Source organism: Flavobacteriales bacterium (assembly GCA_020435415.1).
Lineage (GTDB): Bacteria > Bacteroidota > Bacteroidia > JACJYZ01 > JACJYZ01 > JACJYZ01.
Genome location: JAGQZQ010000007.1, coordinates 46,069 through 62,161, shown reverse-complemented (window position 1 = coordinate 62,161; position 16,093 = coordinate 46,069). Strand labels below are relative to the sequence as shown.

At 47.6% G+C, this 16,093-nt stretch carries 12 protein-coding genes; 2 read left to right on the top strand and 10 right to left on the bottom strand.

Annotated elements, in window-relative coordinates; all coding sequences use genetic code 11:
- Positions 1–5,857 (bottom strand): SprB repeat-containing protein (locus KDD36_02595; GenBank protein MCB0395514.1); only part of this gene is annotated, 5,857 nt, incomplete at its 3' end.
- 229 nt (positions 5,858–6,086) lie between these two features.
- Between KDD36_02595 and KDD36_02590 the strand changes: the two genes are divergently transcribed.
- Positions 6,087–7,250 carry a hypothetical protein gene (locus KDD36_02590; GenBank protein MCB0395513.1) on the top strand — a complete coding sequence of 388 codons (1,164 nt, stop codon included), beginning with the start codon at positions 6,087–6,089 and terminating at the stop codon, positions 7,248–7,250.
- A gap of 15 nt (positions 7,251–7,265) precedes the next feature.
- Positions 7,266–8,294 (top strand): SPASM domain-containing protein, encoded by a 1,029-nt coding sequence (locus tag KDD36_02585; GenBank protein ID MCB0395512.1) that lies wholly within the window; start codon positions 7,266–7,268, stop codon positions 8,292–8,294.
- Between the two features lie 11 nt (positions 8,295–8,305).
- Here KDD36_02585 and frr read toward each other — a convergent pair whose 3' ends face one another.
- From frr to KDD36_02540, 9 genes are all read right to left on the bottom strand, one after another.
- On the bottom strand, positions 8,306–8,869 hold the full coding sequence (frr, locus tag KDD36_02580; GenBank protein ID MCB0395511.1) for a ribosome recycling factor: 564 nt from the start codon (positions 8,867–8,869) through the stop codon (positions 8,306–8,308).
- A 71-nt stretch (positions 8,870–8,940) separates the two neighbouring features.
- A complete protein-coding gene (locus KDD36_02575; GenBank protein MCB0395510.1) occupies positions 8,941–9,657 on the bottom strand; it encodes a UMP kinase in 717 nt (238 codons plus the stop codon).
- Positions 9,658–9,742: 85 nt separating this feature from the next.
- On the bottom strand, positions 9,743–10,579 hold the full coding sequence (locus KDD36_02570) for an elongation factor Ts (protein MCB0395509.1): 837 nt from the start codon (positions 10,577–10,579) through the stop codon (positions 9,743–9,745).
- Positions 10,580–10,616: 37 nt separating this feature from the next.
- Entirely contained in the window at positions 10,617–11,543 is a 927-nt protein-coding gene (gene rpsB, locus KDD36_02565; protein ID MCB0395508.1) for a 30S ribosomal protein S2, read from the bottom strand.
- Between the two features lie 18 nt (positions 11,544–11,561).
- Entirely contained in the window at positions 11,562–11,948 is a 387-nt protein-coding gene (gene rpsI, locus KDD36_02560; protein ID MCB0395507.1) for a 30S ribosomal protein S9, read from the bottom strand.
- A 3-nt stretch (positions 11,949–11,951) separates the two neighbouring features.
- The gene (gene rplM / locus KDD36_02555; protein MCB0395506.1) at positions 11,952–12,407 is read right to left on the bottom strand and encodes a 50S ribosomal protein L13; all 456 of its coding nucleotides are present in this window, start codon (positions 12,405–12,407) and stop codon (positions 11,952–11,954) included.
- 106 nt (positions 12,408–12,513) lie between these two features.
- Positions 12,514–13,707: a glycine C-acetyltransferase gene (kbl, locus tag KDD36_02550; GenBank protein MCB0395505.1), complete on the bottom strand. Its 1,194-nt coding sequence runs from the start codon at positions 13,705–13,707 to the stop codon at positions 12,514–12,516.
- 103 nt (positions 13,708–13,810) lie between these two features.
- On the bottom strand, positions 13,811–15,169 hold the full coding sequence (gene gdhA, locus KDD36_02545) for an NADP-specific glutamate dehydrogenase (protein MCB0395504.1): 1,359 nt from the start codon (positions 15,167–15,169) through the stop codon (positions 13,811–13,813).
- A gap of 142 nt (positions 15,170–15,311) precedes the next feature.
- Positions 15,312–16,070: a pirin family protein gene (locus KDD36_02540; protein ID MCB0395503.1), complete on the bottom strand. Its 759-nt coding sequence runs from the start codon at positions 16,068–16,070 to the stop codon at positions 15,312–15,314.
- Between the last annotated feature and the right edge of the window lie 23 nt (positions 16,071–16,093).

Sequence of the window (16,093 nt, the reverse complement as noted above, 5' to 3'; positions counted from 1 at the left end):
CACTTGGCGCCACGGATACACTTCCGTCACACACACCGCACGTAGAGGCTACAGTTGAACTGTTTCCTGCCAGTGAATTCGGTTCAGTAATTGTAACAGAGGTCTGGGCAGCACATCCGTTAGCATCGGTCAGTGTCACATCATAGTTTCCTGCACACAGGCCGGTTGCCACGCTATCGGTCTGACCGTCACTCCAAACATAGCTGTATGGCAAGGTACCGCCTGCGCCTGCTGCTTCTGCGGTACCAACACATACTCCATTACAAGACAGGTTCACACTTGATGCGATACTTGGGATCAGGCTGGCCGGTTCGGTGATCGTTATGCTGTTGGTCGTCTGGCAGCCGTTGGCATCTGTTACTGTTACACCTATCACACCTGCACAAAGACCTGTTGCCGTGCTGTCGGTCTGGCCATCATCCCATACAAAGGCATACGGGGATGTGCCTCCGCTTGGGGTCAGTACTGCTAAGCCCGTACAATTCCCATTACAATCCACATACAATGAATCCGTGAAAGAAGAGGCCAGTGTTCCTGGTTGATTAATCGTAACGGACACGGGAAGCAAACAACCTTTGCTATCAGTAATACTAACAATATAATTGCCCGCACAAAGGCCGGTTGCGGTTGCGGTAGTCTGACCGGAAGCGTCATTCCACATGTAGGTATAAGGCCCGGTACCACCTGTCGGACTTAGAACTGCCATCCCATCACATACTCCATTACACGATGCTGCAGTTAATACTGCATTACCATTGGTAGGTCCGCCGGTATTGGACACCAGAACCGTATTTGTTGCTGTACAACCGTTGGCATCCGTTACGGTCAGATCGTAGGCGCCGGCGCACAGGCTGAAACACGTTCCCGAGGTACATCCACTTGACCATAGATAGGTATAAGGGCCTGTACCCCCACCTGGCACTGCTATTCCAATACCATTACAGGATCCACATGCGGAATTCACCACACCGGAATCCGCCACAAGTTCTGTAGGCTCGGTAATGATAACGGAATCCAGTTTAGTACAGCTATTGGCATCCGTAATGGTTACCAGAGATGTTCCGGAACAAAGGCCTGTAGAGGTCGAGTCCGTCTGACCGTTACTCCACAAATAACTATAAGGAATAGTACCGCCGGTTGGCGTTACTGATGCAATTCCGGCACAATCCCCGAAACAAACATTATTCACCGAGTTGGTGATGGATGATCCCAAAATCACGGGTTCGGAAACCACCGCTGTATTTGTGGCGGTACATCCGTTGGCATCTGTTACCGTAACAGTGATATTACCCGCGCAAAAACCACTGGCATTCTTGGTGGTTTGTCCGTTGCTCCAGAGGTAGGTGTACGGACTGGTACCACCTATGCCATCTCCGGTTGCTGTACCATCACAAACACCGTTACAGCTGGCATCTCCGGTGATCGTGGCAAGGGCAGTCAACAGCACCGGCTCGGAGATTGTAACTGCCGCTATTGTCTGGCAGGTTCCTGCATCCGTCACGGTAACGGAATAATTTCCTGCACAAAGCGCTGTGGCGGTACTATCCGTTTGACCGTCATCCCAGAGATAGGTGAAGGGTGGCGTACCTCCACCCGGTGTAACGATTGTCTGACCGGTACATTGACCAGCACACGATACATGCGTGGTATCCGTTATGTCAGCTGTAAGAACGGTTGGTTCAGTCATTGTGATAGTTGCTGTGGTGTTACAACCGTTTAGGTCAGTAACCGTCACATTGTACAAACCGACGCACAAACCCGTGGCCGTTGAATCCGTTTGACCATCACTCCAGGCATACGTGTAAGGGACCGATCCACCTGAAGGTGTAACGATCACAGTGCCATCACACAAAGAATTACATGATATCATCGTGGTATCGGTCAGGTTTGCCGATATGGCTATAGGTTCAGTAACAGTGGACACACCTATTTTTTTGCATCCATTGTTATCAGTTACGGTTACATTGTAAGAACCGGCACAAAGGCCGGTAGCCGTTGCATTTGTCTGTCCACCGGTCCACACATAGGTAAAAGGGGCAACACCTCCGATTGGGGTCACCATGGAAGTGCCATCGCAAACACCGTTACAACTGGCAGGCGTATTGATGAACGTTTCTCCTGTAGGTCCGCCAAGATCAGACAACAACACATTGGCAGTAACAGAACAACCACTAGCATCTGTTACAGTGAGGTTATAGGATCCGGCACCCACGCCATTACATGTAGCCTGTGTACAACCATTATCCCATACATAAGTATAGGGAGAAGTTCCGCCTGTTGGGACAGAGATGAGGTCGCCATCCGCATTCCCGCAGGTAGAACTGTTTGCAGATTCATTGGCTAACAGATCCGCGGGTTCGGTAATGGCCAGAAGATCTGTGACCTCACAACCATGTGCATCTGTTACGGTAAGATTATAATTACCGGCACATAATCCGGTTAGAACTGCTACCGTGGCCCCGTTATCCCATGTATAGGAATAAGGTGTTGTACCACCCGCTCCAGCTGCAGTTCCAGCGCCATCACACTGACCGAAACAAGTTGCGTTATTAGAGCTTGTGAAAGAAGTACTGAGTACCGTGGGCTCAGATACGGAGATGGTTTGAGTATTGAAACATCCACCGCTTCCGGTCACAGTAACTGTATAATTTCCAACACAGATACCGGTGCATGTTTGCGTGGTACATCCGGTAGTCCACGCATAGGTATAAGGTGCAGAACCACCGGAAGGAGTAGCTGTGATATCTCCGTCACATTGACCAAAGCACTGAACAGGATTGGAAGATGTATTAACAACGACCGGATTGGTTACATTAATGGTAAATGTTGGAGTTGTCGTACAACCATTCTGATCGGTAACTGTAACTGAAACATTTCCCGGACAGAAACCTGAGCAACTTATAGAAGTACATCCGTCACTCCACAGGTAAGTATAAGGTGCAAGTCCGCCCGTTGGAGCAAGCGTTACAGCTCCATCACAAATAGCATTACATTGAGCATCGGTAATTGCTTCATTGGCTGTAATTATGTCAAAACCCGGAACAGTTAATGTTGCCGAAGTCGTACACCCTGTGTTGTCGCTGACAGTAACGGTGTATGCACCCGCACATAATCCGGTACAGGTACCTGTGGTACATCCTGTATTCCATGTGTATGAATAAGGTGGTGTGCCTGAAGAAGCCGTGAATGTTCCGGAACCATCGCATACCCCGTTACAGGTAACACTAACCGTGCTGGAATCAATGGCCGGAATGGGTGTTACAGGAATGGTGACGCTGTCTACCAGCGTACATGCCTTTACATCGGTTACGGTCACGGTGTACTGTCCTGCGCAAAGTGTTATACAGGTGATCTGGGTACAACCGTTACTCCACAGATAGGTATAACCGGGTGTACCGCCGGATGGGGTTACGGTAGCCGTTGCATCACATGCGCCTCCGCAACCAGGATCGGTTTTACTCATAGCCAGGCTGTAAGTTGCAGGCTCGGTCAGGTTGGTGGACGATGTACTTGTACAACCCAGTGCATCGGTCACCGTAACGGATGCGGCGCCGGAGCACAGGCCGGTTGCCGTTGTTGTAGTTTGACCGCTATTCCAAAGGTAGGTATAAGGTGCTGTTCCGTCTGATGCGGTAACCGTAGCAGATCCTGTACAAACAGCATAACAATCCAGGTTGGTACTTCCAGTGATACTTGAAACCAGTGTAAGTGGTTCGGTGATCACAATGGCATCATTAACCGTACATCCATTGGCATCTGTACTTGTAACCGTATAATTTCCCGCACATAATCCGGTAGCTGTTGGGGTGGTTTGGCCGTCATTCCATAAATAGGTGTAAGACGCGGTTCCGCCGGAAACGGCGATTGTCGCACTTCCGTTACAGCTTCCGCCACAAGTTACATTCGAACTGCCCGTTATACTTCCGGTAAATGCCGTAGGCTGCGCAATTCCGGATCCACCGTTGATGGTACACCCGTTGGCATCGGTGACGGTTACAGAATATGCACCGGCGCATAACCCGGTTGCTGTTGCATTGGTTTGGCCGTTATTCCACAAATAAGAATAAGGTGTGGTACCACCGGCCGGGGATGAAAGAATGGTTCCGTCACACACCCCGTTACAGGTGGCGTTTGTTAGAGTTAATGTCTGAGAGAGTGCATTTGGCTGAGTAATGGTCACCGAAGAATTTGTTGTACAACCATTGGCATCCGTAATGGTCACACCAAATGCCCCGTTACACAAACCTGTTGCTGTGGAATCCGTTTGGGCATTACTCCATAAATAAGTAAAAGGCGTGGTACCTCCTGCCGGAGTAACAATAGCTACACCTGTACAACTGCCATTACAAAGCACATGGGTCGTATCTGTAATTGAGGAGGTGAGTACAACCGGTTCGTTGATGGTATAATTCTCAACAGAGGTACATCCGTTAGCATCTGTAACGGTAACACTGTACGGTCCCGAACACAGGTTAGATAATGAATCTGTCGTTTCACCTCCCGGTGCCCACAAATAGGAATATGGCGTGGTACCTCCCGTTACATCCACTGCTACTTCTCCGTCACAAAGACCACCGCATGAAATATGGTACTCCGCCGGCGTAGTCACCATCGGGTTAGGTTCGGTGATGTTCAGTGTAGCAAATGCCTGACAACCGTTCTTATCGGTTATGGTTACACTATATGCTCCCGGACAAAGATTCTTCAGGGTATCCTGCGTACTGGCATTGGTCCACACATAAGTATAAGGTGTCGTACCACCACTTGGCGCCACATAGGCGGTTCCATCGCAAGCAGCGTTACATTGCACATTGCTACTTCCTTCGTTGGCTACAAGTAATCCCGGTTCGTCAATCGTTATGGATATATTATCCTGGCAACCGTTGATATCGGTCACGGTGATCGTGTAGTTACCCACACACAAGCCTGTGCAATTCGATTGAGTACATCCGTTACTCCACGTATAACTATAGGGCGGGGTTCCATCAATAGCCGTGACCGAACCATCCCCATCACAAACAGAGAAACAGCTGGCATCCTGAGGAGGAGGCGTGGCGAATATCACCAACTCTGCAGGTTCCGTAACCGCCTGGGACTTAAAGTGAACACAGCCTGTTCCTACGTCCGTTACACGCACCGTATACGTTCCGGGACCAAGACCGGTAAGTGAATCGGCTGTAGAACCGTTAAACAGCCATACATATGTAATAGGACCTGTTTCCCCGATCAGAGAATCAACCCGTGCTATCCCATCCGAGAAGCCATTACAGCTAACGGCGGTGGATGAAGTAACGATGGTAAACGGGCAAACAGAGTCCGGAGACAATGGCCCCGGGCTGGCTGCGGAAGGTGTATCAAACAGGACAGGTCCTTGAAACGCCATCCCGTTTGCCTCCATATCCATCTTTTTCCAGTTATTCGAATGAAGATGAATACTTCCGTAAAAATTGTTGATGATCTTATCCGAAAAATGGGCATCACCATATATATACAGCGAACTATTGACGTCAGAGGCGAAAATCACTTTATAAGAAAGTGAACTCCAATCTATTGATCTGCATTCGGCTCTCCCCTGAACAGTTACTTTATCGGAATAGGAATCAAAGGAGTTCTGATCAAAATGAACATTATCCTTACTGGTAGGAACGCCCGTGCCTCCTTTTCCACCACTTTGCGAGGACCATGAGGTACGATTGTGCCAGGAACCACTGCCACCCACCCAATATAAATCGGCCGCAAACAGTTGTGAAGAAAGAAATACGCCCACTAAGCTCCATGCCAGGCGCTGGGCGAAACGGTACTTCAAAAACATCCGATTGGGATAATGCACAATATCATCAATTCTAAAATTCTCCATTTATACTCGATATGGAAGAATTTGTTACAGCATAAACACGGACACTAACTGTCGAAGTTAACAAGAAATGAGGCTGGCAGCAACGTTACCACCCCTGGCTGTTAATTACTCTTTCCAATTGTTGATTTCTTTCCGGGATTCGGGCGATATTTTTCTAATTTTGGTCTGGCGCTCAATTTATTATCACAATGGCGCAATCTTTGATCCCATTCTCATAAAGAAATTCTGAATGACACACCGGATCCTTATTATATGCCTCTCCCTCATTTTGCTTGGAAGTTGCACCTCTTCCCGGAAGTATCTTAGCCGTGGCCAATATGAGATGGCCCTCCATAAATCGGTCAAGAAACTGCGGAAGAAACCCGAAAAAATGAAGGAGATCGATGTTTTACGCGAGTCGTATCGCATTGCCAATCAAAAAGACATGGATAAGGTGAATTTCCTCAAAGCGGAAGGCAACCCCCAACGTTGGAATGACTTGTACGTTCTGTATGAGCGGCTCAAGGCCAGGCAGTCTACCGTTTCCACGCTACCCAGTTACACCAAGGACGCCATCGGTTTCAGCCAGATCAACTACGATGCAGAACTGATCGAGGCAAAGAAAAATGCCGCCGAGTACCTGTATACCCATGCCGTTCGGTTGCTTGACAGCAAGGAGAAAGAAGACGCAAGGGCTGCCTGGTACGAATTGGCCAAAGTAAAATCCTATTTTCCTGACTACAAGGATACCGACGATCTGATGCGGAAAGCCAAAGAACTCGGAATGTCCTATGTGTTTTTTGAGATCCGCAACAAGAGTCAGGTGCTGATTCCTGCGACGTTCGATGAAGAGATCCGGCGGATTGCGCTTTCAGAGTTGAACACGGAATGGATCACCTATCATGTCCGATCCGAACAAAAGATCGGCTATGACTACAGCATTGCCCTTGAGATCAAGCATATTGAAGTGTCACCGGAAAGGGTAAAAGAAGTGCATTACGATGAAAAAGCCACTGTGAAAGATGGCTGGGAGTATAAACTTGATGAAAAGGGCAATGTAGTAAAAGACAGTCTGGGAAATGACATCAAGGTAGATAAGTATGTGAACATACAATGCAAAGTCATTGAAACGCAGCAGTCGAAAGCTGCCATACTTACGGGAGTTATAAACTACACCAATCTGCTGAGCGGACAGCTGATCAAAACAGAAGCCATTTCCGTTGAATCTGTGTTTGACCATGCAGCAGCTATCGCCATTGGTGATTTACGGGCATTAAGTAAGGCTTCGCAGGAGAAGACCAAGAGAAAGCCCGTACCTTTTCCTTCGGATGCGGATTTGATACTGCAATCTGCGGATATCATGAAAGGTCAGTTGAAGGATCTTATCTGGAAAAACAAAGGTCTGTTGCGTTAACAGTGCTCTGAGAAGATGTCCGTTACCTCCAAAATACTGGACCGCCTGAACATTGCAGGCAAACTCACGCCAAAAAGGCTGGCCAATGCCGGCAGGGTCTATACCAGCTTTTATAAGTCCCGTATGCTTGGCTCAACATATCATCCGGCATTTCCACTTGGCCTGGCGATCGAACCAACAACAGCGTGCAATCTCCGCTGTCCGGAGTGCCCTTCAGGTCTGAGATCTTTCACCAGACCTACAGGCAGATTGTCAATGCCTTTGGTGAAACGTGTACTGGATGAAGTTTCTCCATATACCTTTTACCTGACCTTGTATTTTCAGGGAGAACCATACCTCAATCCCGACTTTTTGGACATAGTTGAATATGCCAGGAGCAAGTCCATGTATACAGCAACATCCACCAACGGCCACTTCCTGAATGACGAAAATGCACGGCGAACGGTGGAGTCAGGTCTTGACCGCCTGATCATATCCCTTGACGGAACCACCCAGGAAACCTACGAGGCCTATCGAAAAGAAGGGCAGCTTGACAAGGTACTTGCGGGTGCCGAACGCATCGTCTATTGGAAAAAAAAGCTGAAATCCCGCACCCCGTATACCGTGTTTCAATTCCTGGTTGTCAAACCCAACGAACATCAGATTCCGGAAGCCAGAGACCTGACCACCCGTTTAGGTTTGGATGGCCTGTTGCTTAAAACCGCTCAGGTTTATGACTTCAAACATGGCCACGAGCTAATCCCGGATCAGGAACAGTTTGCACGTTATAAGAAAATGCCGGACGGAACTTATACCATTAAGAATTCGCTGGACAATCACTGTTGGAAACTCTGGACATCCTGTGTGGTTACCTGGGACGGCAAAGTGGTGCCATGTTGTTTTGACAAAGATGCATCGCACGAGATGGGCAATCTGAATGAACGTAGTTTTCGGGAAGTGTGGAACAACGAAGCTTACCGCGCATTCCGGAGCCAACTCCTGAAATCCAGGTCTACCATAGACATTTGCAACAATTGCTCAGAAGGCACCAAGGTATGGGGTTGAAGCCGTTTAGATCAAACGGTCATGATCTCCTTTTCCTTGGACTGAAGGTGTGCGTCGATCTTACCGGAAAATTGGTCGGTCACCTGCTGTATTGAACTCTCAGCATCTTTGGCCAGGTCTTCGGACAGGCCGTTTTTCACCAATCCTTTGATTTTTTCGTTGGCTTCCCTGCGAATATTTCTCAGGCTTACCTTGCCATGCTCAGCCTCCCCCTTGGTTTTCTTCACCAGCTCAAGTCTACGTTCCTCAGTCAGCGGTGGTATGTTGATACGGATCAGGGTACCGTCGTTCTGCGGATTGAATCCCAGATTGGATTCGCGGATCGCTTTTTCGATCGGTTCGATCATGGACTTCTCCCAGGGTTGCACGGTCAGTGTTCTAGGGTCCGGTGCACCGATATTGGCAACCTGGCTGAGGGGGGTACTATTTCCGTAATAATCCACATCTACGTTATCCAGCATAGAAGGATTTGCCCTTCCGGCTCTAATCTTGGCCATCTCATTTTCCAGATGGTCAATGGCTTTCATCATTTGGGTTTTTGCATGATCAATGCATGCTTGTAGTTCCGGCGTCATGCTAGCTTACTTTTACGATGTGGATCGTGTGATTCAACAATGGCGAAAGTTACTGATTTCCTCGAAAATGGTCAAAATTCCACAAGGGTGCCGACAGATTCCCCTTCAAGGATTCTCATCAGATTTCCTTCGACATTTACATCAAAAACAACGATAGGGAGTTTATTCTCATTGCATAGTGTGAATGCGGTCATATCCATTACATTCAAGGCCTTTTCATACACTTCACTGAAAGAAACCCGGTCATACTTGGTTGCCGTGGCGTCCTTCTCCGGATCAGCAGTGTATACCCCATCCACCCTGGTACCTTTGAGAATAACATCCGCTTCGATTTCTATGGCCCTTAATGTAGCTGCAGTGTCCGTAGTAAAGTAGGGGTTTCCTGTTCCGGCTCCGAAGATCACGATACGCCCTTTCTCCAGATGCCTTACGGCTCTTCTTCTGATAAAAGGTTCACATATTTGTTCCATTTTTATGGCAGAGAGGAGTCTTGTTTGCAAGCCTAAAGATTCTAATGCGGACTGCAAAGCCATGCCGTTGATGACGGTTGCAAGCATGCCCATGTAGTCTGCATGAACCCTTTCGATCCCACCTTTTGAGGCCTCAATGCCTCTGAAAATATTTCCACCACCGACAACTACAGCCACTTCCACACCTTTTTTTACGGCTGCTGCAATTTCGTTGGCATATTGGGTAAGCCGGTTGTTATCAATCCCGAAATCCTTTTCGCCCATCAATGATTCTCCGCTAAGTTTCAGCAGGATCCGCTTGTATTTGATCTCTCCCATGTGACCTTGCCGTTGATGTACGGCTCCATTTTAAAAGTTAGACTAAAAAAAAAGAGAGAATAACTTCTCTCTTTTTGAATATTGATCAGATACCCAGGCCAACGCGCCTGAATGCCTCGATTTTCAAATCTTTATCTACCTCACTGAGGTATTGTCTTACGGTTTTCTTACCGTCACGCACAAAGTCCTGATTGAGCAGGGTGCTTTCCTTGTAGAATTTATTAAGCTTACCCATGGCAATTTTTTCGAGCATGTCTTCAGGCTTGCCTTCCTTTCTTGCCAGCTCTTTGGCGATATCCAGTTCCTTTTCCACCGTTCCGCTATCCACGTCATCCTTATCAAGGGCTACGGGGTTCATGGCAGCTACCTGCATGGCCACTTCCTTGGCGACCTGTTCGATCACTTCCCCGTTGGAAATGTTCACACCTACCAGGGTTGCCAACTTATTACCGGGGTGGTTATAAGCAACCACACGTTCGGAATTGATTACTTCAAAGGCGGTGATTTCCAGTTTCTCGCCAATCTTTCCCATCTCATCAACGATGTTGTTCTCGATGGTACGTCCGTTATTTTCAACGGACTTCAGCTCTTCAATAGAAGACACGTTATTGGTAAGCGCTGCTTCGGCAATTTGATTGGCCAGGTTGATGAAATCATCGTTCTTGGCAACAAAGTCCGTCTCACAGTTCAGCGCGATCAAAATACCTTTTTTATTATCCGAAGCGATTTTAGCAACCACATAACCTTCATTGGCTTCACGGTCGGAACGCTTGTCTGCGATCTTTTGTCCTTTCTTACGAAGAATCTCAACTGCCTTTTCAAAATCGCCGTTGGCTTCCGTCAACGCGTTCTTACAATCCATCATTCCAGCGCCGGTCTTCTGCCTTAGGCTGTTAACATCGGCTGCGGTAATATTGGCCATGATCTTAAAATGATTTGATAAAAGATGGTGTTATACTTTATTCTTTCTCTGCCTTCACGTCCTCTGCAGTTTCAGCAGTCGCCTCGGTAGAAGCTTCCTGTGTTGGTGCATCGGCTGCTTTCTCTTCCTTCACTTCCACCTTCTTTGGCTGAGGAGATTTAGAGGCCGTAGGGGTTTTTCCCTTTTTACCCTCTGCATCTTTGGATTTCGCAGCACCTTTGGCTTCGGTGGATTTACCTTCTTTCTCAGCGATGGCTGCTTCTTTATCCTTTTCCTTCTTTCTTTCGTCCAGTCCTTCCTTTACGCCGGAGATCACACTTTCCATGATCACGGCGATAGAACGAGTTGCATCGTCATTGGCTGGAATCGGGAAGTCCACAAGGGTAGGATCGGAATTTGTATCAACGATTGCAAAAGTAGGGATATTCAACTTTTTGGCTTCTTTGATAGCGATATGTTCACGCATGATATCCACCACAAAAAGTGCAGCGGGCAGGCGTGTCAGATCAGCGATACTTCCGAGTTCCTTTTCCAGTTTCTCTTTTTGCCTTTCAAACTGAAGACGCTCTCTTTTAGAGATGTTATCGTAAGTCCCGTCGGTCTTCATCTTTTCGATGGAAGCCATTTTACGGATCGATTTACGGATTGTCGCAAAGTTGGTCAGCATTCCGCCGGGCCATCTTTCGGTCACGTAAGGCATATTCACGCCTTTTACGATCTCAGCAACAGAGTTCTTCGCTTGTTTCTTGGTCGCAACGAAGAGTATTTTTTTTCCGGACTTGGCCATTTGCTTCAGGGCTGCTCTGGCAGTCTCTGTTTTGGCAATGGTCTTGTTCAGGTCGATGATATGGATCCCGTTTTTCTCCATGAAAATGTAGGGAGCCATTTTGGGGTTCCATTTCCTTTTGAGGTGACCAAAGTGTGCACCCGCATCCAGAAGTTCCTTTTGGGTAAGTTGTGCCATAAAAAAGGTTCGGGTTTCTTAACGTTTGCTGAATTGGAATCTCTTCCGTGCTTTCCTTCTGCCAAATTTCTTTCTTTCCACCATTCTGGAATCCCTGGTAAGGAGTCCTTCGGGCTTAAGCACAGTTCTGTACTCCGGATTGATCTGGCACAATGCTTTACTGATGGCAAGGCGAATAGCTTCGGCCTGGCCTTTGATACCGCCACCATGCACATTCACAGTCACATCGAACTTGCCTTTATTGTCAGTCAGCATGAATGGCTGATTTACCTTTTCGATGAGTTCAGGAACAGTGAAGTAGTCTTTTTCTTCCCTGCGGTTGATAATGACAGAACCGTTGCCTTCACTCAGATAAATTCTGGCCACGGATGTTTTTCTTCTGCCAATGGTATTGATGACTTCCATAGGTTATTTGATTGTGCTGAGAGCGAGTGGTTGGGGGTTTTGACCGGCGTGCTGATGTTCGTTGCCCGCATAAACGTGCAGGTTTCCGAATATTTTATTTCCGAGTTTATTCTTGGGGAGCATCCCTCTGACCGCCTTTTCGATCAGCTGGGCAGGCTTTTTCTGAATAAGATCAGCGGCTTTGACTTGCCTTTGTCCGCCAGGATAGCCGGTGTGACGGATGTAGATCTTATCCTCCATCTTGGTACCGGTCAAACGAACCTTATCCGCGTTGATCACGATCACATTGTCTCCGCAATCTGCGTGAGGTGTGAAACCGGTTTTGTGTTTGCCACGGAGAACAAAAGCCACTTTGGAAGACAATCTTCCCAGAACTTCGTTCTCGGCATCCACCACAAACCATTCTTTGTTGGCATTCGCCTTGTTCAGCGATACCGTTTTATTGCTTAAGGTGTCCACTATTGCTTATATTTCAGGTATTCCGAATACGTTTTAACTCAGTAAAATCCACAAAATGGGCTGCGAAGATAGTTCCTTTTTTTCAATGCCACAAGCACAGAACCATTTAATTTACCAGAACGCCCAGTTGTTTTCCAACGTTAATAAATGCCTTTATCGCCTGATCAAGGTGTTCCTTCTTATGGGCCGCCGATATCTGGACCCTGATCCGGGCCTGATCTTTAGGCACCACAGGATAGAAAAAGCCGATCACATATATACCTTCTTTTAACAGATGGTCTGCAAAGACCTGTGCCGTTTTCGCATCATACAACATGATGGGCACGATGGGATGAACACCTTCCTTTATATCAAAGCCGGCATCGGTCATGCCCTTTCTGAAATACGCCGTATTCTCCATCAGGGTATCTCTCAGGTTCGTCGTTTCAGTGAGCAAGTCAAATACACGGCTTGCAGCACCTGTAATGGACGGAGCAAGGCTGTTTGAGAACAAATAAGGGCGTGACCGCTGTCTGAGCATATCAATCACTTCCTTCCGGCCCGACGTAAAACCACCCATGGCACCACCCAGCGCCTTTCCAAGCGTGCTGGTAATGATATCCACCCTTCCCATTACACCACAATGTTCATGGGTTCCACGACCGGTTTTGCCAACAAAACCCGTTGCATGGCTATCATCCACCATCACAAGGGCATCATATTTTTCTGCCAGGTCACAGATCTGATCCAGTTTGGCAATGTATCCATCCATGGAAAACACGCCATCAGTAACGATCATCCTGAACCGCTGGGCTTGTGCCTCCTGAAGTTTCGCTTCCAGATCCGCCATATCACTGTTCTTATAACGGTACCGCTGGGCCTTGCAAAGGCGAACACCATCTATAATGGAAGCATGGTTGAGTTCATCCGAGATCAGTGCATCCTCCGGACCGAGCAGAGGTTCAAAAACGCCGCCGTTTGCATCGAAGCATGCCGCATAAAGAATGGTATCCTCAGTACCAAGGAAGGCCGACACCTTTTCTTCCAGCTGTTTGTGAATATCCTGTGTCCCGCAGATAAAGCGAACTGAAGACATACCATAACCGCGGCTGTCGAGTGTTTCGTACGCTGCTTTGATCACCTCCGGATGCGATGAAAGTCCGAGATAATTGTTGGCACAGAAGTTCAGCACTTCCTTTCCATCGGTGGTTTTGATTACCGCATCCTGCGGCGTAGTGATGATGCGCTCCTTTTTATAGAGGCCTGCTTGCTCAATGCCCTGGAGTTCCTCTTGCAGAAATTTTTGAAATGAACCGTACATATACTCTACCCTATATTAATGAATGACTAATGAAAATCACGGACAAAAAAAAGACGGTGGCTCTCAGAGAACCACCGTCCAAAATTAATGAAATCGGAACGACTTATACCAGTCCCTGATCCAGCATGGAATCAGCAACCTTCACGAAGCCTCCGATGTTCGCACCTTTTACATAGTTAACGAAATCACCGTCTTCACGGCCATATTTCAGGCACATTTGGTGAATGCTCGTCATGATGCCCTTCAATTTATCATCCACTTCTTCACGTGTCCATGACAAACGGAGCGAGTTCTGGCTCATTTCAAGTCCGGATGTGGCCACACCACCTGCGTTGGCAGCTTTACCGGGACCGAACATGATCTTGTTGTTCAGGAATACTTCAACAGCTTCCGGTGTAGATGGCATATTCGCGCCTTCACTCACCGCAATACAACCATTGCTGATCAGTTTCTGAGCATCTTCTCCGTTCAACTCGTTTTGCGTGGCACATGGCAGGGCAATGTCACATTTGACTTCCCATGGCCTCTTACCGGCGATGAATTTGGCACCGAACTTATCAGCGTATTCTTTGATACGACCACGCTTGACGTTTTTCAGTTCCATCACCCATGCCAGTTTCTCACGGTCGATTCCCTTTTCGTCATAGATATATCCTTCGGAATCCGAGAAAGTCAGCACTTTACCTCCGAGGTCAAGAACCTTTTCGGCGGCATACTGGGCTACGTTACCTGAACCGGAGATCACCACGGTCTTGTCTTTCACCATTTGGCCTCGCACTTCAAGCATTTGTTCTGCGAAGTACACACAGCCATATCCGGTGGCTTCCGGACGGATCAGGCTACCACCCCAGTTGGGTGACTTACCTGTAAGTACGCCGGTGAATTCATTACGAATCCGTTTGTACTGACCAAACATAAAGCCGATCTCACGACCACCCACACCGATGTCACCGGCAGGAACGTCGGTATCAGGACCGATATGACGTGAAAGCTCAGTCATAAAGCTTTGGCAGAAAGCCATCACTTCATTGTCACTCTTTCCTTTGGGGTCAAAATCGGATCCTCCTTTACCGCCGCCCATGGGCAGGGTGGTGAGGCTGTTCTTGAATACCTGTTCAAAGGCCAGGAATTTCAAAATACCCAGGTTTACGGAAGGGTGAAAACGAAGTCCACCTTTGTAAGGTCCGATGGCGCTGTTCATCTCAATACGGAATCCGCGGTTGATCTGAAACTGTCCTTTGTCATCTTTCCACGGAACGCGGAACATGATCACTCTTTCGGGTTCACAAATCCTTTCCAGGATTCTTGCATCCTTATACTTGGGATGTGCTTCCATGAAGGGAATAATAACTTCGGCAACTTCATGTACAGCTTGCAGATACTCGGGTTCATTTCCGTTGCGGACCCTGACTTTGGCCATGAACTCCTCAAGCTTGGGGTCTTGAGCTTTTTTTGGTTCCATCGTTGCGGTTTCCATAGATGATTTGTTAAATAAGCGTCAAAATTTGGTTTTAGTGCTGGTAGATATATTTCAAATATAAAACAAACTTAAATCAGTAGTAACACATGGAAAATGTATCATGTTGGGTTTATCGACTTATCCATCAATTTGAACGACCAACCAAATCAGTGTACAAATGATAGTTCACTTTTTCAGGAACGGAGAGCACAAAAACGCGTGCATCCTTCGCTCCCGTCAACAAAGCAGTTTCCTCATCTTTGATCAATATAAAATCTCCGGTCACGGCCGACTTTCCATCAATGTTAATTTCGCCATCAAGTACAAATGCACCAACGATCTGGCCGGATGGCGACATTGAATACGAACTTCCTTCAGACATAGTTACCTGTTGCATGACCACCTCCGGACTTTCCATTTTCATGGGTGCCTTTTCTCCTGAAAACGAAACCACAGAGACACCATCGGATACCTCCACCGGAAAATCAGAAGACTTGTAATCATTATAGGATGCCGGACGGCTGAGGGATTGTTCAAGTCCCGGATCGAACCAAATCTGAAAAATGGCAGACTGCGGAAGCAGACGCTCGGCATGGGTGATTCCATTGCCTGCCCTGATGATCTGTGCATCACCGGCCTGCAGTGTTTTCCAATCTTTTAACTGGCTGTCGTAATGTTGAATTTCTCCTTTGAGAACGATGGTCACAATCTCAAACCCACGATGCGGATGCTCACCGATCAACCCACCTTCATCGCTCCAGGCATGGGCCCAGTAAAATAGATTGGACATAGGGGATAACTTCCCGCCGTCCTGGGGAAAACCAATCGGTTTCCGTTCCTGAATCCTGCCGCCGTCAAATGCACCGGCCGCTTGTTGCGAAGGCTCGAATCTCTCGTAAGCCATTGTGTAGTTAGGTAAAAACACCC